Source organism: Bradyrhizobium sp. JYMT SZCCT0180 (assembly GCF_018130165.1).
Classification (GTDB): Bacteria; Pseudomonadota; Alphaproteobacteria; order Rhizobiales; family Xanthobacteraceae; genus Bradyrhizobium.
On sequence record NZ_JAFCLZ010000013.1, the window covers coordinates 197567 to 217499 of the forward strand.

The 19933-nt window shown below is 61.6% G+C and carries 22 protein-coding genes; 10 read left to right on the forward strand and 12 right to left on the reverse strand.

Going from position 1 to position 19933, the window contains the following annotated elements:
- Window positions 1–199 precede the first annotated feature (199 nt).
- The 3 genes from JQ641_RS20445 (at window position 200) to JQ641_RS20455 (ending at window position 4172) form a co-directional block, all read left to right on the forward strand.
- Window positions 200–1615, forward strand: a complete 1416-nt coding sequence (locus tag JQ641_RS20445; protein ID WP_211997768.1) for a UDP-N-acetylmuramate--L-alanine ligase — start codon at window positions 200–202, stop codon at window positions 1613–1615.
- A 125-nt stretch (window positions 1616–1740) separates the two neighbouring features.
- Window positions 1741–3345 (forward strand): alkaline phosphatase family protein, encoded by a 1605-nt coding sequence (locus JQ641_RS20450; protein WP_211997769.1) that lies wholly within the window; start codon window positions 1741–1743, stop codon window positions 3343–3345.
- Window positions 3346–3428: 83 nt separating this feature from the next.
- A complete protein-coding gene (locus JQ641_RS20455; RefSeq protein WP_211997770.1) occupies window positions 3429–4172 on the forward strand; it encodes an enoyl-CoA hydratase/isomerase family protein in 744 nt (247 codons plus the stop codon).
- A gap of 109 nt (window positions 4173–4281) precedes the next feature.
- On the opposite strand, the gene JQ641_RS20460 is transcribed toward JQ641_RS20455, so the two are convergent.
- From JQ641_RS20460 to JQ641_RS20480, 5 genes are all read right to left on the reverse strand, one after another.
- Complete coding sequence (locus JQ641_RS20460) at window positions 4282–5271, reverse strand: Bug family tripartite tricarboxylate transporter substrate binding protein (RefSeq protein WP_211997771.1); 990 nt, start codon at window positions 5269–5271, stop codon at window positions 4282–4284.
- 49 nt (window positions 5272–5320) lie between these two features.
- A complete protein-coding gene (locus JQ641_RS20465; protein ID WP_211997772.1) occupies window positions 5321–5608 on the reverse strand; it encodes a hypothetical protein in 288 nt (95 codons plus the stop codon).
- 231 nt (window positions 5609–5839) lie between these two features.
- Window positions 5840–6199 carry a PRC-barrel domain-containing protein gene (locus tag JQ641_RS20470; RefSeq protein ID WP_211997773.1) on the reverse strand — a complete coding sequence of 120 codons (360 nt, stop codon included), beginning with the start codon at window positions 6197–6199 and terminating at the stop codon, window positions 5840–5842.
- Between the two features lie 209 nt (window positions 6200–6408).
- The gene (locus tag JQ641_RS20475) at window positions 6409–6786 is read right to left on the reverse strand and encodes a VOC family protein (protein WP_192738521.1); all 378 of its coding nucleotides are present in this window, start codon (window positions 6784–6786) and stop codon (window positions 6409–6411) included.
- Between the two features lie 151 nt (window positions 6787–6937).
- On the reverse strand, window positions 6938–7324 hold the full coding sequence (locus JQ641_RS20480; RefSeq protein WP_211997774.1) for a response regulator: 387 nt from the start codon (window positions 7322–7324) through the stop codon (window positions 6938–6940).
- Window positions 7325–7594: 270 nt separating this feature from the next.
- Between JQ641_RS20480 and JQ641_RS20485 the strand changes: the two genes are divergently transcribed.
- Complete coding sequence (locus JQ641_RS20485; protein WP_211997775.1) at window positions 7595–8794, forward strand: DJ-1/PfpI family protein; 1200 nt, start codon at window positions 7595–7597, stop codon at window positions 8792–8794.
- 84 nt (window positions 8795–8878) lie between these two features.
- Window positions 8879–9301, forward strand: coding sequence for a hypothetical protein (locus JQ641_RS20490; RefSeq protein ID WP_211997776.1), 423 nt, complete (start codon window positions 8879–8881; stop codon window positions 9299–9301).
- A gap of 220 nt (window positions 9302–9521) precedes the next feature.
- Here the strand turns inward: JQ641_RS20490 and JQ641_RS20495 are convergent, their stop codons facing one another.
- The 4 genes from JQ641_RS20495 to JQ641_RS20510 all read right to left on the reverse strand — a co-directional run bounded on the left by JQ641_RS20495 (window position 9522) and on the right by JQ641_RS20510 (window position 12199).
- Window positions 9522–10697, reverse strand: coding sequence for an extracellular catalytic domain type 1 short-chain-length polyhydroxyalkanoate depolymerase (locus tag JQ641_RS20495; protein ID WP_211997777.1), 1176 nt, complete (start codon window positions 10695–10697; stop codon window positions 9522–9524).
- 4 nt (window positions 10698–10701) lie between these two features.
- Window positions 10702–11121: a ribbon-helix-helix domain-containing protein gene (locus JQ641_RS20500; RefSeq protein WP_211997810.1), complete on the reverse strand. Its 420-nt coding sequence runs from the start codon at window positions 11119–11121 to the stop codon at window positions 10702–10704.
- A 127-nt stretch (window positions 11122–11248) separates the two neighbouring features.
- The gene (locus JQ641_RS20505) at window positions 11249–11869 is read right to left on the reverse strand and encodes a hypothetical protein (protein ID WP_211997778.1); all 621 of its coding nucleotides are present in this window, start codon (window positions 11867–11869) and stop codon (window positions 11249–11251) included.
- 12 nt (window positions 11870–11881) lie between these two features.
- Window positions 11882–12199, reverse strand: a complete 318-nt coding sequence (locus JQ641_RS20510; RefSeq protein ID WP_211997779.1) for a hypothetical protein — start codon at window positions 12197–12199, stop codon at window positions 11882–11884.
- A gap of 262 nt (window positions 12200–12461) precedes the next feature.
- Here JQ641_RS20510 and JQ641_RS20515 point away from each other — a divergent pair, with 262 nt between their 5' ends.
- Window positions 12462–12932 (forward strand): YidB family protein, encoded by a 471-nt coding sequence (locus JQ641_RS20515; protein WP_211997780.1) that lies wholly within the window; start codon window positions 12462–12464, stop codon window positions 12930–12932.
- Between the two features lie 24 nt (window positions 12933–12956).
- Window positions 12957–13217, forward strand: coding sequence for a GlsB/YeaQ/YmgE family stress response membrane protein (locus JQ641_RS20520; RefSeq protein WP_192738529.1), 261 nt, complete (start codon window positions 12957–12959; stop codon window positions 13215–13217).
- A gap of 20 nt (window positions 13218–13237) precedes the next feature.
- Here JQ641_RS20520 and JQ641_RS20525 read toward each other — a convergent pair whose 3' ends face one another.
- The 3 genes from JQ641_RS20525 to JQ641_RS20535 form a co-directional block, all read right to left on the reverse strand.
- Window positions 13238–13558, reverse strand: a complete 321-nt coding sequence (locus tag JQ641_RS20525) for a hypothetical protein (protein ID WP_211997815.1) — start codon at window positions 13556–13558, stop codon at window positions 13238–13240.
- A gap of 680 nt (window positions 13559–14238) precedes the next feature.
- Window positions 14239–15459, reverse strand: a complete 1221-nt coding sequence (sbmA, locus tag JQ641_RS20530; RefSeq protein ID WP_192738530.1) for a peptide antibiotic transporter SbmA — start codon at window positions 15457–15459, stop codon at window positions 14239–14241.
- A 155-nt stretch (window positions 15460–15614) separates the two neighbouring features.
- Window positions 15615–17060, reverse strand: coding sequence for a helix-turn-helix domain-containing protein (locus tag JQ641_RS20535; protein ID WP_211997781.1), 1446 nt, complete (start codon window positions 17058–17060; stop codon window positions 15615–15617).
- A gap of 221 nt (window positions 17061–17281) precedes the next feature.
- Between JQ641_RS20535 and JQ641_RS20540 the strand changes: the two genes are divergently transcribed.
- The 3 genes from JQ641_RS20540 (at window position 17282) to JQ641_RS20550 (ending at window position 19915) form a co-directional block, all read left to right on the forward strand.
- Window positions 17282–18919: an isocitrate lyase gene (locus JQ641_RS20540; RefSeq protein WP_211997782.1), complete on the forward strand. Its 1638-nt coding sequence runs from the start codon at window positions 17282–17284 to the stop codon at window positions 18917–18919.
- Window positions 18920–18942: 23 nt separating this feature from the next.
- Window positions 18943–19149, forward strand: coding sequence for a DUF4170 domain-containing protein (locus tag JQ641_RS20545; protein WP_192738533.1), 207 nt, complete (start codon window positions 18943–18945; stop codon window positions 19147–19149).
- 214 nt (window positions 19150–19363) lie between these two features.
- The gene (locus tag JQ641_RS20550) at window positions 19364–19915 is read left to right on the forward strand and encodes a hypothetical protein (protein ID WP_211997783.1); all 552 of its coding nucleotides are present in this window, start codon (window positions 19364–19366) and stop codon (window positions 19913–19915) included.
- Window positions 19916–19933 lie beyond the last annotated feature (18 nt).

Here is a 19933-nt window from a genome sequence, read left to right on the forward strand (position 1 = left end):
AAGATGGAGCTGCCCGGCCGCGCGAATACGCGTCACGGGTTGGCACCGAACCGGTTTCTTCACCCCTCGGTAAGCGCCAGACCCCGTTCCGATTGAATCGGAACGGGGCTCCAGATTCTGGATGTGACGCGTTTTCTTGACGCGAACCGGTATCCACTTCGCTGGAAAACGCTCTAATATCCCCGAATCAGGGGGGCAGATGAATTTTTCGAAAGCGCATTTCATTGGCATTGCCGGAAAGGGCATGAGCGCGACCGCGCTGCTGCTCCGGCAGATGGGCGTGCAGATCAGCGGCTCCGACGAAGGCTTTTACCCGCCGGTCAGCGACTATCTCAGGAACGAGAAGATCCCGTTTGCCGCAGGATACCGCAAAGAGAACATTCCTGACGATGCCGATGTCATCGTGATCGGCAAGAACGCAAAGCTTCAGCCTGACAGCAATGAAGAAGTTCGCGCGGCGATGGACAGCGGAAAGCTGGTGCGATCGTTTGCGGATTTGCTGCACGACATGACCGCGGGTTCCGAGACGATCGTTGCCGCAGGAAGCTACGGCAAGTCGACTTGCTCTGCGCTGCTGGCGTGGTGCCTGAAGGTATCGAACAGGGATCCGAGCTATTTTATCGGTGAGATCACCAACGGGTTCGAACGGCACGCGCACCGCGGGCAAGGCCCGACGTTCGTTCTCGAAGGCGACGAATACCCGGCATCGAACTGGGACAACAGGTCGAAATTCCTTCGCTACAACGCAAAGAACGTCCTGCTTACATCGGCGACCCACGACCACATCAACGTCTTTCCGACGCACGCGGATTATCTGGCCCCGTATCAAAGCCTGGTTGGCTCACTGCCTGCAGACGGACTTCTGGTGGTCTGCAGCAGCGAGCCTCACGCGCGCGCCCTTTCCGAAGGCCTCGCCTGCGCCACGGTTTTTTATGCCTTGGACGACAAGGCGCATTGGCATGCCGCCAACATCGCGCGCGGCGCGGAAACCGGTTTCGACCTGATGCGCGGCAGCGAAAAGATCATTCGCCTCTCGACCCGCATGCTCGGCGATCACAACATCGAAAATATCGTCGGCGTCAGCGCGATGCTGCTGGAGAAGAAGCTGCTGTCGCCCGAGGAGCTGAACGCCGGCATGAGCACGTTCCTGGGCGTCAAGCGCCGCATGGAATTGCTCTCGCCCGCATCGAAGGTGCCGGTCTACGAAGGTTTTGGCTCGTCCTACGAAAAAGCCCGGAGCGCCATCGTCGCCACAAAACTGCACTTCCCCGATCGTCGGCTGATCATCGTGTTCGAGCCGCATACGTTCACCTGGCGAAACCGGGCGGCGATATCGGCCTATGACGACGCGTTTGCCGGAGCGTCCAGGATTTTCATCTATCAGCCGGCTTCGCAGGGCGCCGGCACCCATGCCCAACTGACCCAGGACGAAATCGTCGCCCGCGTCAGGGCGGCGAACTACGATGCCGAGGCGATAAGCGACCCGGACGGGGCATTGGCGAGATTGGGCGACATCTTGCGGCCGGATGATGTTGTTCTGTTGCTGACGTCAGGCGAGCTTGGCGGGCTGATACGAACCATTCCACAACTCGTCGAGGCGAAGTATCCGAGCTAAGGGCCGCGGCTTGATGGTGCGGAACGGTTCTTGCCATTCGGCCTGCAAGTCATCGAACTGCAACAGCTTTTGGCTAACCCACGCGCAGCGCCAATCCTGAAAAATGCGCTTAGCGGGGACGATCGATGATGAAGCCTTCCTTCGTGGTTGCAATTGCCGCCACCATCGCGGCCGCGACCGCGGCCGGCCCGGCAGTGGCCGGCAAAGCGACCCTAAATCTCGTGCTTGTGCTCGACGGCTTGCGGCCCGATTCCATTACCGAGCAGGAAACCCCCAATCTTTGGCGGCTGCGCGAGGAGGGGGTGAATTTTCCAAACGGTCACGCGGTATTCCCGACCGTGACCCGTGCCAACGCGGCAGCAATCGGGACCGGCGTCTATCCCGACCGCAACGGCATTTTCGGCAATCGACTCTATGTCCGGCAGGTCGATCCGAATCGGGCGTTCAACAACGATAATCACAAGAACCTGCTCCGGCTCGATGCCGTCACCGGCGAGCGCATGGTGCTGACCAAGACCCTGGGTGAAATTCTCGCCGAGCGCGGCAAGACCCTGGCCGTCGTCAGCTCGGGCTCGACCGGGAGCGCGCTGTTGGTCAATCCGCGTGCGCCAAAGGGCGTCGGCGTGCTCGTGAATGCCGATTGGGAGCCGGGCGTGCGGGTGGCATTCCCCGACAAAGCGAACGAGGCAATCCTGCGCCGCTTTCCGGCCGCACCGAAAAAGGGCGGCGCCAAGGATCCGTATCTCGATCAGGTCAGCTGGACCGGGCAGGTGCTGCGCGACTACGTGCTATCAGAGCTCAAGCCCGACGTGATCGTCAACTGGCTCACCGAGCCCGACCACGTCCAGCATGCGGCCGGCGCAGGCTCCACGGAGGCCCGCGCGGCCATTCGTCATGACGATCGCGAGGTCGGCCTCGTGCTCGACCGGTTGCGCGAGCTCGGGCTGATCGACAAGACCAATATCATCGTCGTTTCCGACCATGGCTTTGGTCACGGCATCTTCGGCGTCAATGTCGCTGATGAACTGATCAAGGCCGGGCTCAAGCTCGGTCCCGACAGCGATGACGTCGTCCTCGCCAGCAGCGGACAGACCATGTCGCTGCATGTCCGCGATCGAAATCCGGAACGGATCGGCGCCATTGTTTCCTTCCTGCAGCGGCAGCAATGGGTCGGTGTGCTTTTCACCGCGGGCAAACAAGGCGGCTCGGGCGTGCCGGTGGAAGGGCAGATGCCCGGCACGTTTGCGCTGGAACTGGTTCACCTCGCCAACAGCGAACGCGGTCCCAACATCGTGTTCACCTTTCCCTGGAGTTCGGCCAAGAGTCCGTCGGGCGTATCCGGAACTGATTACACCGAGGCGGCCACCACCGGGCCGCTCACCGGCACCGCCGGCAACCACGGCAGCATGAGCCCATGGACCGTCCGCAACACGTTCCTGGCCTGGGGCGCCGATTTCAAGCGTGGCGTGACCGTGCGCACGCCCTCGAGCAATGTCGACCTTGCGCCGACCTTGCTGGCACTGATGAATCTTGACGGCGAGGTCGACCTCAGCCGCTTTGATGGACGGCCGCTGCGCGAGGCCTTCGTCGGTGGCCCCGATGAGGAACAGGTGCCGATCCAGGTCAAAACCTATTTCGTCAAGACCGATGACGACAGCTATCGCGCCGCGTTGCAGCTGACCGAACTCGACCGCCAGCGCTACATCGACAAGAGCTGGCGCATGCGCTGAGCGGGCACCGGCGCGCCTTCCGGGCGGGTCGCACAGGCGCCCGCCCGATGCTACGCTCCCCGCATCCGGGGAGGAAAACAAAAATGCAAAAAGTTCTGGTCGAGAACAATGCCGACGGCACCACGCTGGTCACGATCAACCGGCCGGAGCGCCGCAACGCCATCTGCGCCGAGACGGCGCTGTTGCTGCAGAAAGCTTTTCAGGAATTCGAGCGCTCGCCGACGCAGAAGGCCGCGGTATTGACCGGCGCCGGCAATGAGGCGTTTTCCGGCGGCGCCGACACCGGCAATTTTCCGGAACTGTGGCGCTGCATCCCGACCGTCGGGTTCGAGACGACAAAGCCGATCATCTCGGCGGTGGGCGGCTGGTGCGTCGGCGGCGCGCTGGTGCTGTCGATGATGTGCGATCTGACGGTCGCGGCCGAGAACGCCAAATTCTCCTACCCCGAAGCGCGGATGGGATTTACCGGCGGCATGATCGCGGGGTTAGCTGCGCGGATCCCGCACAAGATCGCGATGGAGATGATGCTGCTGTGCCGTATCGTCGAGGTGCAGCGCGCCTGGAATATCGGCCTCGTCAACGAGGTGGTGCCGGCCGGGCAGCAGGTCGAGGTCGCGCTGAAGATGGCGCGCGAGATGACCGAGTTCTCGCCGCTGGTGCTGAAAACCCTGAAGCGCTTCGTCACCGAAGGCGTCCTGCCGCACGGACCCTCCGAACAATCCGGCCGCGCCCAGCGCCAGCTTCATGAAGTAAAGGAAAGCGAAGACGCGATCGAGGCCGCCGCCGCGGTCAAGGAAAAGCGCCGCGCGGTTTATAAGGGACGGTAAGACTTCGTAGGGTGGGCAAAGGCGCGCTTGCGCCGTACCCACCATCTACTCTCGGGGCGTTGTGGTGGGCACGCTTCGCTTTGCCCACCCTACAGTCCGCGGCCAACCTTCAATCCGGCTTCAACCCGCCCGCTTGAACCACCTTGGCCCATTTTACCGTCTCTTCCGCGATCAGTTTGCCGAAATCGGCCGGCGTGCCCGGCAGCGGTTCGCCGCCGATTGCGGCGAGGCGGACTTTCATGCGGGCGTCGGCGATGCCTGCGTTGATTTCCTTGTTGAGCTTGGCGATGATCTCCGTTGGCGTCCTGGCGGGCGCGCACATGCCGTACCACTGGCTGGTTTCATAGCCCGGCACGAAATCGCCGACCGGCGGCAGCTCCGGTGCCACTTCCGCCCGCGCCGCCGTGGTCACCGCCAGCGCTCGCAGTCTGCCGCTCGCGATATAATCCGTCGTGCCCGGCGCGGTCGCAAACAGCACCTGCACCTCGCCGCCGAGCAGATCGGTCAGCGCCGGGCCCTGGCCGCGATAGGGCACGTGCACCATGTTGACGCCGGTCATCATCTTGAACAGCTCGCCCGCCATATGCGGCGCGCTGCCATTGCCGGCGGAGGCCATGTTGACCTTGCCCGGATTGGCCTTGGCATAGGCGATCAATTCAGGGACGGTTTTCACCGGCATGGACGGGTGCAGCAGGATGATCATCGGCACGCGGATGATGCCGGCGACCGGAGCGATGTCGCGGATGAAGTTGAATTTCAGATTATTGTAGAGCGCAGCATTGACCGCGTTCGGCACGGTGGCGAGCAGCAACGTGTAGCCGTCGGGCGCGGCGCCGACCACGGCCTCGGTGCCGATATTGCCACCGGCGCCGGTGCGGTTTTCGACCACGAAGGATTGCCCGAGCCGCTCGTTGAGCCACTGGCCGATCAGCCGCGCCGTAATGTCGACGCCGCCGCCGGCGGCAAAGCCGGCAACGATGCGCACCGGCCGGGACGGGTAATCCTCCGCCATGGCTGCATGCGGAAACGCCGGCGCGGCGAGGCCGGCGGCCGTGAACTGCAGGAAATGTCGGCGATGAATTTGACGGTGAATTGTCATGGGCGTGCCCCCCGGGAACGCCAATGCTAGCTCAATTCCAGAGGCTGGCCTAGTTTTCGCGACCCGAGGTCGTGGACCTTGCGCCTGAGGACTCACGGCTTGAGGACACCAGCGCCGAGGTGGCAAACTTCACGGCTTCGGCTTCGCGAAGCTCCTTGCGAATTCTTCTCGCTTCCCGCAGCGTCCGCTGGATGTTCTTGTCGGCGGAGCCGTCGTCAAAGAACAGCATCGTTTCGCAGCTGATGCACTGGCGGGAATAGCCGCTCTGCAGCCGTCGCGCCTTTTCGCGAAAACACGATTTGCAGCGGTGGCAGCGGATTTGAACCGAATCGTCCATCGTCTGGTCCCTGGGCCGCGGGCCGTTACCCGTCTTGTTTGGAAGGTCGATTATCGGGCAGCTGTACCGGAGCTTCCTTAAGAGATCGTCCTCGCATCCTGTCGCCATTTAGCTTTCGGCAATGCGATTCCAGGCCAATGCTTTAAGCTTATGATTAACCGTTCCGAAACTCCGTCTCGCCAAACGAAAAGGCCCGCCTGAGAGCGGGCCTTCCCGTCATTGCATCGGTTGCTAGATCGCGATGCCGTAATAGTCGTTGACCGTGCGCACGCGCGCAGGGTCGGACCAATTCCAGGCGTTGTCATTGCCGTATTTCGGCGCGCCCTGCAGCTGGCTCTCGGTAATGCCGGTGCGATAGCCGCCGAGATTGGTGTCGTATTTCAGCGACTGCCAGGGCAGCGGATAATGCTCATCACCGATCCCGAGAAAGCCGCCAAAGCTCAACACCGCATACGAGACCTTGCCGCTCATCTTGTCGATCATGACGCGTTCGATCGATCCGATCTTGGTGTCATCGGCGCCGTACACGGCGGTTCCTTCCACCTTATCGCTGCCGATCAGGGAACCGGTTTCTCTTGCTTCCGTAACCATGTTGCTCCTCCATTGTTTGAGAACGAGCAACCGGCGGAATCACGAATTGTTCCTGCGAAGATTCGACGCGCCTCTGAGTTCGACGCACAGGTCGCATAGCAAAAAAGTTTCGTCATGCCCGGGCTTGTCCCGGGCATCCACGTCTTGGCCTCCACTAAGCAAGAAAGACGTGGATGGCCGGGACAAGCCCGGCCATGACGAAGTCTTTTTCACGCCACGCGGTGCAGCGCGCAGAGCTTGTTGCCGTCAGGGTCGCGCAGATAGGCGATGTAGAGCTTCACCCCGCTGCCTTCGCGGATGCCGGGCGGATCCTCGCAGGTCTTGCCGCCATGGGCGAGGCCCGCGGCATGAAACGCGTCGGCCTGTTCGGGCGAATTGGCGGTAAAGCCGATCGTGCCGCCATTGGCGTGGCATGCTTCCTTGCCGTCGATCGGCTTCGACACCGAGAAGGTGCCGGTCTTGCTGCGGTAGAAGATGCGGTGGCGGTCGACCCGCCCGGGCGGAATGTCGAGCGTGCCCAGCAAGGCGTCATAAAACACCTTGGCTTTTTCCAGATCGTTGGTCCCGATCATGACGTGCGAAAACATAATGTCTTTCTCCCCAAAGTTGCGCCGAGCGACCGGCGACGTTTTGTCCTGTTTTTTGCGAGGTCGAACGTAACAGCGCAGGCCGGAATAGGGAAGTGATTGACGTCGGGCTTATCGGGCAACGTGAAATCAGGGTGCGTTCGGCCGTTGCCTACGCGGGTGCCGGGCCGGCATTCAGCAGCTGGGAAACCGCCGTGACGAGTTGCGCCGGCGCGAACGGCTTCTGCACCAGCACGCTGTTGGGCACGCCGCGCGATGACCATTCATCCGCGGCCAGGCCCGTCATGTAGATGACCGGACAATGCGGGTCGATCTCCCTGACCTGTCGCGCCACGTCCCAGCCGCTCATCGCGCCCTTCAGGCTGACATCGGTGACGAGCGCCCGGTAGCTCTTGACCCGGCCCCTGACCAGGGTCAGCGCCTCTTCGCCTGACGACAGAATGTCGGTTGCAAAACCGCCGTCGATCAGCGCTGCTTCGACGATACCCTGCAACGGGTACTCGTCTTCGACGACGAGAATGAGGGGAGATTCCGACAACGCTATCCTCTGGCTTGGTCGATCGTACTGGGTGTGCGCAACGCGCGGGCTCCTGCGCCGTTCAACCAACCGAAATCCTGTTCAGGCTATAACGTTGGCAAGATGATGACCGCCACCGGGAACCGGCAGTGAGGCTCTCGTTCATGAATTCGTGAACGATGATTGCGTTCCCGCCGCATGTCCGTTTTGCGCGATTTACGCCATTTCGGCTCGGCCAGGCGCGCAGTAGCTTGCGCGCCGAATCGCAACGGATGTCAGAGCCAAGCAACCATGAACTGGCGACTTGTAAAATGGATCGGCGTCGGCGCCCCGGCGCTGTTCGCACTCGTCTTTGCGGGCTGGATTTTTACGCTGCCTCCGGCGGCTTCGTTTGCGGCGCCGCCGCCGATCGCGAAAGAGGAGGCCGAGGCCACCCTTGCCGCGCTGAAGCCGCCGAAACGTCAGCGTCCGCTGATCGCGATCATCGGCATCAATGACGCCACGGAAACCACGGATTATCTGATGCCCTATGGCATTCTGCGGCGCGCCGATGTCGCCGATGTGGTGACGCTGGCAACGGGTGCGGGTCCGATGTCGCTATTCCCGGCGCTCAAGATAGAGCCGCAGGCGACCACCGCTTATTTCGACGCGCAGCATCCTGATGGAGCCGATTATGTCATCGTCCCCGCCATGAGCCGGGACGATGATCCATCTGCGCTGCAATGGATCCGGAGTCAGGCCGGCAAGGGTGCGATCGTCATCGGCGTCTGTGCCGGAGCAAAAGTCGTCGGCGACGCCGGATTGCTCCACGGCAAGCGGGCGACGACGCATTGGTATTCGCTGAAGGAATTGCAGGGCAGGCATCCGTCGATCCGCTATTTCGCGAACCGGCGGCTGGTGGTCGACGGCGCGGTTGCTACGACGACGGGAATATCAGCGTCGATGCCGATGTCGCTGACCCTGATCGAGGCCATCGCCGGCCGCGACAAGGCCAAAGCCGTCGGCCGCGACATCGGCCTTGCCGACTGGGACGCGCGTCACGACAGCAGCGCCTTTCAGTTCACGCGCCCGTTCGCGCTGACGGCGATGCGCAACGTCATGGCCTTCTGGAATCGCGAGCAGCTTGGCATCGAACTTTCGCCCGGCATGGACGAAGTGTCGCTGGCCCTCGTCGCGGACGCCTGGTCGCGCACCTATCGCTCACGCGCAGTAACGTTTGCCGCTACCGCCGGCGTGCAGGAGACCCGCACCGGCATCCGCGTTGTGCCCGATCAGGTCGCCGCCAACTGGCCCGCGGAGCGGCGGCTGCCCGATATCGGTGCTTCGCCGCCGGCCAAGGCGCTGGACCAGACGCTTGCCGCAATCGAGGCGCGTTACGGCATGCCGACCGCCGACTTCGTCGCGATGCAGCTGGAATATCCGAGGCATGGTGCGCGCGTTGAGATAGGCGGAGCGGCCGCACCGCCGTTGGGGCAGAATCGCTTACCTTAGGGAGCCGGAGAGTCGACTCGAATCCGCCGATGGGGCAATCTGCATGACATACTTGCAGCCATTGCGCGCACAAACGGAGCTTCCATGAGCGCTATCAATCGCATTCCTTCCGGACTATCGGCCGTTGCGGCCTGCTTCTTCACCTTCGCCGCGCCGGCCGGCGCACAACCATTGGCGACCAACGGGATCGGCGTCGCGTCCTGCGAAAAGCTGGCCAAGGAGATGAAGCCGGAAGAGGGCTTCAATAACGTGACCAACTCCCTGATATTCTATTGGGTCCAGGGCTATATGAGCGCCGCCAACATCGCGTTGCTCGAGGGCGACAGCCAGTATGTCGACCTCTATTTGATGAACGAAAAGAAGATCCTCCCGCTGATCTACGAATTCTGCCAGAAAAACCCGGGCAAGAAGCCGATCAGCGTCATCGATCAACTGATCGAGGATACAGACAAGGTCGAAGGCAAGTGGAAGAGCGGCACCGTCCCCTGGGCTGCGGACGACGACTAGAATTTGTGTCCCCCGAGCCGGTACACATAGCTCCCGGCTATGCGCTCGTGCCGCTCCTCTCGGCTTGGGCGCCAGCTGCGGTTTTCGGCTCGTCGATTGCTCCGCCAGCAGCCTCAACTGTTTTGCGGCTTTTTCGCTCTTACGCATGCCGCAGCCGCAGCCCGCAGCAATGCGGGCTGTTTTCCTTACAACATGCCGCGTTGCAGCTGCTTTGATTCAGCTATGCGACGGGCGGCGACGGGAGCGAATGCTCGAGGAAAAAACGCAGTATTTCCCTTGTGGCATCGGGTCCTCGCGGATCAGTATAGGAGCCCGCGGGGCTGCCTCCCGACCATGCGTGTCCGGCACCGTGCACATTCCAATGCTCCAACATTGCGCGCCCGTTCGCGTCGCTATGAATTGTGCGGGTATAGGCATGGCCCCCCGCTACCTGCCCGCGGTGCACCTTCTCTTGTGTCCTCCTCGTTCTCATAGACTTGAGAATTTGGTCGCCGTTGTTTGGATGCACCGTAGTGTCGCGATCGCCGTGAAAAACAATGGTCGGGACAGGTGGTCCGTCACCTGAAATGACGCTACCGGGGCTGCCACCTTGCCGCATGGCGGCAAATGCAGAGGGTATGTCCGTGGCGGCTCCGCAGGCGAGGCCGGAATGGATTCCAACCGCCGCATACAGATCTTTGTAGGTTGCTCCCATGATAGCCGCAGCGGCGGCCCCGGCCGACAGGCCGCCGACATAGACGCGCCTTTGATCGACCGAATAGTCGTGCATGATTTGACGCGTGATACCTGCGATAAGCGAAGGTTCACCTCTGTCCCGCTGCTGGTCTGCCGTGCGAAACCAATTCCAGCATTTCGCTTGGTTGGCCTTGCTGTGCTGTGCAGGATAGACCACGAAGCAATTTTGTTCTTCTGCAACAAAGTTCATTCTGGTACCGGCAGCGAAATCGTCCGGTGACTGGGTGCAGCCGTGAAGCATGACGACCAAAGGAAGTGGTTGTCCCTGATAGCGGCTGGGGATGAAAAGCCTGTAGGCGCGACCTCCCGCCGGATTGCTGTAGGCACCCTCGATGAATCTCGCGCCCGCCGGCACGATGTCCGGATTGGACAGCGGCGTGCGATTCAACACATCTCGCAGCCCGATCCCCGAGTGCTCCTTTGCGCGATTCAGCAGCGCTCGGAGCATACGCGGTTGGGAAGATGCGGACCCAGCCAATTGAGGACTATCCGTCTCCTCAATGGGATTGGCCTTGGCGTCGATGATCAGCGCACCGCTGCGCCATGTCGCGTCTGGCGCGCTCTCCCCACGAAGCATGCGCTGAAGGAGTGCGGTGGCCTCAACGAGTTGGCCTGCGCGTGTGAGGCGGGTGGCTTCGCGAACAATGTCCTGCTTAATCATGCCGTCACCGCATCCTGTCGGCGAGAGCCGCTTTGACCGCCGGACTGGCATGCAAAGCTCCCAGCACGGAGACGGAGGCTATGGTCGCGCGCGCAAGCTCGGGCGTGACGTCTTGGGCGATACTGGCAAGGCCGAGGACATTGATGTGGAGTGTCTCACCGGCTCGTCGTGCTGCTTCAAGGTCCTCGCGGCTGTAGTTCCGCAGACCGAGGTCCAGACTTTTTCGGGCCGTTGACTGCTTTACAACGTCTGCGTGACGTTCGAGTTGGTTCCGGATCGCTGTCCGGATGAAATCAGTTCGGTTCGAATAGAATCCTTCCTGAACCATTAGATCGACATGACCAAGGTCGACATAACCAAGATTGATCGTGATTTTTTCGGTGTCAGGGGGCTTAGGTCGAAACTCCTGTACATTGCTCGCCATCATCACTTAACTCCATAGGCCATCTGTATGGATGTCATATGGATGGTATACGGTGCCAATCAAGGTCAGAACCTCGGGTTCGGCCAAAAAAAACGGCCCGCCGTAGCGGGCCGTCTCGTGGTTTCGCCTATCGAACTCCGCCGCCGTACAGCGCGCGTTCCTTTCGGACCTCATCCGCGCCGTAGGGCTTGCTGGCGGGATCGAACGACTTCCACCCGGTCTTCTGCCAGGCGGCGCTGCGGTCGCGCAGGTTGACGGCAGACTCGTTCAATGCCGTCTCAAAGCGGGAACGGTCCGCTTCGGCAACCCGTGCCGACACCAGCGTGCCGCCTCGGCGAATGCCTTCGGCATAGGAGTGAGCATCGGCTTCCGAAACGCCGGCTTGCGTGAGCGCGCCGACGATACCGCCGGTGGCGGCGCCCGCGGCCGCGCCAACCGCCGTTGCGGCGAGCCAACCGGCCGCAACAACGGGCCCCAGTCCGGGGATCGCCAGCAAGCCCAGTCCGGCGAGCAGGCCGGCTGCGCCACCGACGCCGGCGCCGATGCCGGCACCCGTGCCGGCACCTTCGGCGCGGTCGTCGGTGCCATCGCGGTCGCGATCCACCTTCTTGTCGGTGTTGAACCAGCCGTCGGAATTGTTGGCGACCAGACTGATGTCCGAGTGCGGCACGCCGGCGGTCTCGAGGCGCTGCACGGCTTGCCGAGCGTCAGCGTGATTGTCGTATAGGCGCGAGATTGTGACGGTCATTTTTATTGTTCCTTACTTGGCAGTATTGACGTTGCCTTGAAAATCGACGCTCACCGCAGTAGCGGACCCGCTCTTGCTGGCCTTGCCGCGCCACACGCCATTGTCGTCCTTCTTGAGTTCGGTGACGTTGGTGTAGCCGGCATCCTCGATTTTCGACTTGGCTTGTCCTTCGGTGAAACTGTTGCGACCCGCGACAGGAGCGTTGGAATTGTTTTGTCCGGCGCTGTTGACCGCGTTGTTGTTCGGTCCGGACTGCGCCGGCGGATTTTGCGCCGAGGCCGTGGTGGCCGCCAGCAATCCGATACAAACGAAAAGAACTGAGCGTTTCATAATTTTCTCCAGAGTTTCAGGAGCGGGCCTAATCTCTCGTTATGTCTTTGGTTCCTCGCATCGCGACGTTATGCGTCTTTCGTCCGGCGCCACGCGACCGGTCAGTATGATCGTTGGCGGCTTTCGTGGCGGTCAGTGCCGCCGCTGTGCGAATGGACAAATGCAGACGACAATCGAACCCATCTGACGGCTGGCGTGGAACCCGCCGGGAACTGGCACGTTACAGGCGCGGGGATTCAGTGATTCAAAGAAGGAGACGCACATGTCCCGCGGGATGCCATCGATGACAGCGCTATTGGGCTTGCTCGCTTTGGCGGGCTACCAGAACAGGGACAAGATCGCCGAGATGTTGAAAGGCGCGACCGGCAATACGCAGCCAGGCCAGCAAGGTGCCTCGGACAATCCCTCGAACAATCCCTTGGGCGGCCTGCTCGGCAATCTCAGCGGGGCTCTCGGCGGCGCCGGCGTCGGCGGACTGCTGGGCGGCGGGCTCGGTGAGTTGCTCGAACGCTTCAAGGAGAACGGCCAGGGCGATGCCGCCGAGTCCTGGGTCGGCAAGGGACCGAACAAGGAGCTTCCTGCCCCGCAACTGAAACAAGCCATCGGCGCGGATGTGCTGGCGGCGCTGGAACAGCAAACCGGCCTGTCGCAGGAAGAACTGCTGGCAAGGCTTTCGCGCGAACTCCCGACCGCCGTCGATCAATACACGCCCGACGGACGCCTTCCGAGCTGACGCTCACAAACCGAGGATTTTGATATGGGCATTATCTGGACGATCATTATTGGTTTCGTGGCCGGCGTGATAGCGAAGTTCATCATGCCCGGAGACAACGAGCCCTCGGGGTTCATCCTCACGACGATCCTCGGTATCGTCGGGGCGTTTGTTGCGTCGTTTCTCGGGCAGGCACTCGGCTGGTATCGGCCCGGCGAGGGCGCCGGCCTGATCGGCGCTGTCGTCGGCGCTATCGTGGTCCTGCTCGTCTACAGCATGGTCGCCGGTCGCCGCCGCGCGGTCTGAGAGGCGTGCCGAGTCATCTCCTATTCGTCATGGCCGGGCTTGTCCCGGCCATCCACGTCTTTCTTGCTAATCGAAGGTAAGACGTGGATGCCCGGCACAAGGCCGGGCATGACGACGTTCGGTACATGAGCGATGTTCGGGATCCGTGCAAAGCTTCGCAAGCCCCGGAAAGACGGCTTGATGTGAGATGCCGCTCTCTCCCCGTCATTGCGAGCGGAGCGAAGCAATCCATGGTGCGCCAAGCCGAGGAATGGATTGCTTCGCTTCGCTCGCAATGACGGCGAGGTGCGACAAAACGGCCCGACGGGCAAATCAGTTTTGATTTTCAGAAATTGTGTCAAGCCCTAAATTTCCGAAAACCAAAAATATTTCTCTTTCCTTCGACCCCAAATCACCGGTTTATTCTCGCCATCCCGTCCCATTCAGAGGGGCGTTGGCCATCGTCACAACGAGGGGCGGGTCGCGGTGGACGCTGAGGTTGCGATTGACGGTCGCGGCTGATGCGTACGGTGAAAGCGTGTGGTCCTGGCGCCCGTAACGGCGTCAAGCTCCGAAGAAGCTAACGCTTCCGAGGGGTGACGGTGGCAATAGAGGCCGTCTCACCGGGGAGAGCGCGTCATAAGCCGTAAAGCCATTGCGCAGGGAGTGTCGGATGTTCTCCGCTGCCCTGTATGCTCATGTGCAGCATTCTTATGCACAATCGCACATGAGACCGCGGGTGCAGCGCGCATCCGGCATTCCCTGCGCCCTCTGAATTTTTGAGGGCGGGAAGTTTCCAGCAAAGCTCGGGCGCAATGCGCCGCGAGAATGCGAAAGTGTGTTTTGAATAATGGCGCAACAACAAACACCGCCGTCGTCCCGGGCTTGACCTCAGATGCGCAATTGCGCATCGGGGGACCCATACGCCGCGGCCCATCGGTGAGAGCTCTGGCGTTAGCGACCTTCTACAAACAATGACTACCGCGGCGTATGGGTCCCGGCGTTCGCCGGGACGACAACTGAGATTTTGGCAGCACTTTCCTCAAATCCCCGCCGGCTCCTTCACGTGCTCGATATCGGGCAACGGGGCGCCGGCGATCATGGCTTCGAAGCCGCGCAGTCGTTGATAGATCGAGATCAGGTCGACGATCGTGCTCCAGGAGTTGATGAGGTATTGAAACGCGTTTCTCACTTGCGTGAACGCATTGAGGATCTGGTTCAGGGTGCCGAGCGTGATCTTGCCGGCCACGATCGTCGGCCCCAGCAGGATGTAGGGAAAGACGACGTCGGTCTGCAGATACACGATGCGGCCGATGTTGAAGTAAAGAAAGTTCAAATAGAGCCGGAAGTAGTTTTTCCGTATGTTGAGGAAAAGCTCGTCGAGCGTCGGCGGATCGGCGCGGGCCGGATCGTCTTCGCCGAGCACGAGCTCCTTGCGGTAGGCCGCTTCGACGCGCTGGTTGAAGAACTCGATGCCTGGCAGCTTGATGCCGATCAAGGCCAGTGCGCCGGTGCCGAGGATCGACCAGATGATTGCAGCGAACACCAGCGGGTAGGGAATGGCGCCGATCAGGGGCAGTTCGGTGATGTCGGCGGACAGCTTCACCAGCACAGGCAGGAAGGCGATCAGCGTCAGCACCGCGCTGATGAAGTTGACGCCGAGCTGTTCGGTGATGGTGGCGAATCGCATGGTGTCTTCCTGCACCCGCTGCGAGGCGCCCTCGATGGTGCGCAGCCGCGGCCAGTTCGAGATGTAAAAATCGTTCATCGCGGTGCGCCAGCGGAAGATGTAGTGGCTGACGAAGAACCGCGTCAGCACGCCGACGATGACGGCCACAAGCGCAATGCCGGCAAACGTCGACAATTGGGCGTAGAACTGTTCGACCGTGACCGGGGCGGATTTCGAGAGCGCCGCCTGGATCATGTTGTAGAACGGCCCGTACCAGGTGTTGACGGCGACGCTGACCTGGACCTGAAAATAGGTGGCGAACAGGATCAGCGCGGAGCCCAGAATGGACCAGAACGACCAGGGATGCGGCTCGAACCACATCCAGAAGGCGGCGAACGCGCCGACGAAAAGGACAAAGTAGAGATCGAACCACAGCGACCGTTCCGACCAGAAGATGGCGACGCCGACGCCTCCCGGCCCCGACGACCCGTACAGTTCGCTGGCGAAGCTGTACCAGAGCGTCATCGCCAGCGCCGTCCAGGCGATCGCCGACAGAAAGAAGATTTTCGGGCGGGGGAAGAATGAAACGAACATTCGGTTGTCTCTCAGGTCAGAGGATTCTCAGTTGTCATCGCCCGCGAATGCGGGCGATCCAGTACTCCGCGGCGCCAGTGACAGGCCCGAAAAGCCGCAGCGTACTGGATACCCCGCCTTCGCGGGGTATGACGGTGGCATTTGGAGCGACACACTCACAACTCTCTCGCGTTACTGAACGCAAACGACGACACGCGCCGCGTGTTTTCATCCAGGATCAGGGTGCGCGTGATCGGCGGCTCGGCGCGCTGGCTGCAGTTTTCGCGCTCGCAGAGCCGGCAGTTGACCCCGATCGGCGTGCCCTCGGTTTTCTCCAGGTCCATGCCGGCGGCATAAACCAGTTTGGCGGCATGGCGGATTTCGCACCCCAGACCGATCGCAAAGCGCGGCTGCGGCTGCGGGTGCGGCGCCACCGGCCGGCGCACCATCTGCGCGATCGAGAAGTAACGGGTGCCATCTGGCAATTCGATGACCTGCTTGAGCAGCCGGTCCGGCGTGTCGAAGGTCGAATGCACGTTCCACAGCGGGCAGGTGCCGCCGAATTTCGAGAACGGAAACGTGCCGGAGGAAAACCGCTTGGAAACATTGCCGGCATTGTCGACGCGCAGCAGGAAGAACGGCACGCCGCGCGCGTTCGGCCGCTGCAGCGTGGTCAGGCGATGGCAGACCTGCTCGAAACCGGCATTGAAGCGCTGCGCCAGCACGTGCACGTCGTAGTTCAGCGCTTCGGCCGCGGCATGAAACGCCTGGTAGGGCATCATGGTGGCGGCGGCGAAATAATTCGCCAGCGTAATCCGGTAGAGCCTTCGTGGCGTGTCATCGAGCGGGCCGGCACGGTTGACGATGGCATCGATGCTGGCGCTGCATTCGGCAAGCCCGATCTGCAGCGCGAGCTGGAAGGCGCGGCCGGGACCGTCGACCAGTTCGGAGACCAGCAGCTGCCGGCGATGGCGGTCGAACCGCCGCAGCGTCTCGCGCATCACGTCGACAGGCATGATGCGGGTGACGATCGAATGCTTTTCGCGCAATCGCGCGGCGAGGGCCGCAAACAATTCCTCGGACGGCACGCCGAGTTCATCGCGCAGGCTTTCCGCGGCCTGTTCGAGTTCGGGAAAGTAGTTGCGGTTGGCCTCGATCAGGTCGCGCACCCGCTCGATCGGATTGGTCTCGAATCGGGTTCCCTCGTCGCGGTCGGCCATTTGCGCCGCGACCAGCGTTTCGCCGCGGCGGGCCTCGGTATAGGCGGCGTACAGCCGTTGCAGGGAATGAGTCACACCGGGGCACAATTCAGCCAGATCGCGCAATTCCTGCTTCGGCAGGTCGATTTGCCGGAACAACGGATCGGAGAATATCTCGTTCAGTTCGGCGAAAAAGCGATCTTCGTCAGCGGTCGCAAGATCGCGCAAATCGAGGTCATAGGTCTCCGCCAGCCGGAGCAGCAGCTGCGCGGTCACCGGGCGCTGGTTGCGCTCTATCAGGTTGATATAGCTCGGAGAAATCTCCAGACCCTCAGCCATCTGGGTCTGCGACAGGCCGAGCTGCTGGCGGATCCGGCGAAACCGCGGACCGACAAACAGCTTCTTTCCGGACTCACCAGCCATGTCAGCCCTTCTGACGGATTTTGTGACAAAATTAACAAAATGACATCTGTGACATGTTCAGATGTTACATGACATCACCATTCAGAATCAAGCTATCTATACGAAATCAGGATTTTGGCGTTTAGCTCTCGGTACGTTTTTGCAATGCACTGTCATGAATGTCGATTACGGCAAAGAGTGGCGAATGCGGCAAATTAGTCGTCACCGAAAGGATTAAGCAAATGAACTATCAGCCACGTGCCATCGACCAGGCCATCAAGGGACCCGCTTCCTACGCGAGCGAGCTTGCCGCTGCCAAGGCGCTGCTCGAGACCCAGCCGACCTGGAACGGCGTCACCGCCGAAGCCGTGGCGCGCATGCGTCTGCAGAACCGCTTCAAGACCGGCCTGGACATCGCCCGCTACACCGCGGCGCTGATGCGCAGCGATATGGCTGCCTATGACGCCGATCCGACCAAGTACACCCAGTCGCTGGGTTGCTGGCATGGCTTCATCGCGCAGCAGAAGCTGATCTCGGTGAAGAAGCATTTCGGCGGCAAGACCGATCGCCGCTATCTCTATTTGTCCGGCTGGATGATCGCCGCGCTGCGTTCCGAGTTCGGACCGCTGCCCGACCAGTCGATGCACGAGAAGACCTCGGTGCCGGCGCTGATCGAAGAGCTCTACACCTTCCTCCGTCAGGCCGACTCCCGTGAGCTCAACGATATCTTCCGCGCCATCGACGCCGCCCGCAAGGCAGGCGACAAGGCGAAGGAAAAGGAACTGATCGAGAAGGTCGACAACTTCCAGACCCATGTCGTGCCTGTGATCGCCGACATCGACGCCGGCTTCGGCAATGCGGAGGCGACCTATCTGCTCGCCAAGAAGATGATTGAAGCAGGTGCGTGCGCGCTGCAGATCGAAAACCAGGTCTCCGACGAAAAGCAGTGCGGCCACCAGGACGGCAAGGTGACTGTGCCGCACGAGGTGTTCCTGGCGAAGATCCGGGCGTGCCGCCATGCCTTCCTCGAACTCGGCGTCGAAGACGGCATCGTCGTGACCCGCACCGACTCGCTGGGTGCCGGTCTGACGCAGCAGATCGCCGTCAGCCACAAGCCCGGCGACATCGGCGATCAGTACAACAGCTTCCTGGATTGCGAGGAAATCACGGCCGAGAACGCCCGGAATGGCGATGTCATCATCAACCGCAACGGCAAGATGCTGCGTCCGAAGCGGCTCGCCAGCAACCTCTATCAGTTCCGTGCCGGCACGGGCGAAGACCGCTGCGTGCTCGACAGCATCACCTCGCTGCAGAACGGCGCCGACCTGTTGTGGATCGAGACCGAGAAGCCGCACATCGAGCAGATCGCCAAGATGGTCGATCGCATTCGCGAGGTCGTTCCGAACGCGAAGCTGGCCTACAACAACTCGCCGTCGTTCAACTGGACGCTCAACTTCCGTTGGCAGGTCTACGACGCGATGAAGGAAGCCGGCAAGGATGTCAGCAAGTACAACCGCGCCGAATTGATGAAGCCGGAATACGACGATACGCCGCTGGGCATTGAAGCCGACGAGCGCATCCGGACCTTCCAGGCCGATTCAGCCAAGCGCGCCGGCATCTTCCACCATCTGATCACGTTGCCGACCTATCACACGGCAGCGCTGTCGACTGATAATCTCGCGCGGGAGTATTTCGGCGAGCAGGGCATGCTGGGCTATGTGAAGAATGTTCAGCGTCAGGAGATCCGTCAGGGCATCGCCTGCGCCAAGCATCAGAACATGGCCGGCTCCGATATCGGTGACGAGCACAAGGAATATTTCGCCGGGGAAGCCGCTCTGAAGGCGGGCGGCGCCCACAACACGATGAACCAGTTCGGCTAACGGTAACAAGCAGGAGACTAGTCATGACGAAGAGCAATTTCTGGGTGATTGGCGGCGAGTTCGGCTCGATGAACTTCCACAAGCTCGTGGAAGGCTCGGCTCAGGTACAGGGACCTTTCAAGACCCGCAAAGAGGCAGAGGATGCCTGGCGCGCGGTCTCGGAAGAGAACCGTCACAAGGCCGGCGTGCGCTTTTCGATCGTCGAAGAGCCCTCCCGCATCTCGGCCTGAGCGGCTGCTGCCGACCAACTAGAAGAAACGTCCAAGGAAAACGTAAGTGGGCGGCCCCATCCGGATCTCCGGGTGGGGCCGTTCTGCTGTTTTCAACCGAAGCCCGGCTTTTCAACCGAAACCTAAGTCATTGGGAACAAACGACCTTTGCGGAAAACATGGTTACTGCTAGGTTAACCGCCGCCAACCCTTCAGGACAAAGGCGGGTCGTGAGATGTCAGACGTACAGAGTACCGCCCCTATTGAGCCGCAACCGACGCGGCTGCGCGACGCGCTGCGCAAGGCGCGGATCGAGGCCGCTGACCGCACCGGCGTCGTCGTCGAATTGCGCGACGCCGAAGTGGCGCGGCTCGAAATCATGAACGAGGCGCTCGATCCGTTGTTTGCGCAGGTCCCCGAAAAGGTCGACCTGTTCGATCGCGGCGTCAGCCAGGGCGAGACGCCGCGGCTGTGGATCGACGTGGTCGCGCATATCCTGATGGGACGCGACAAGCGCATCTACCGCTTCGTGCAGGACACCCGCTTCGGCCGCATCGTGCTGGCCGAATCCCACGACGTGCCCGTCATCGTCGATGCCGTCACCGACTATGTCGCGCGCCGCATGATCGAGCGCGAGCATGCGATGGTGGCAACGCCGATGGTCGAGCCGGCAGCCGAAGAGCCGCCGAAACGCCGCGGCGGCTTCGGGATGTTCGTGCTCGGCTTCCTGCTCGGCGCCGCAGCCCTGTTCGGCCTCGCGCTGTTTGCCAGCCTGAGAAACCTCTAGCGCGGAGCCTGAAGGGGA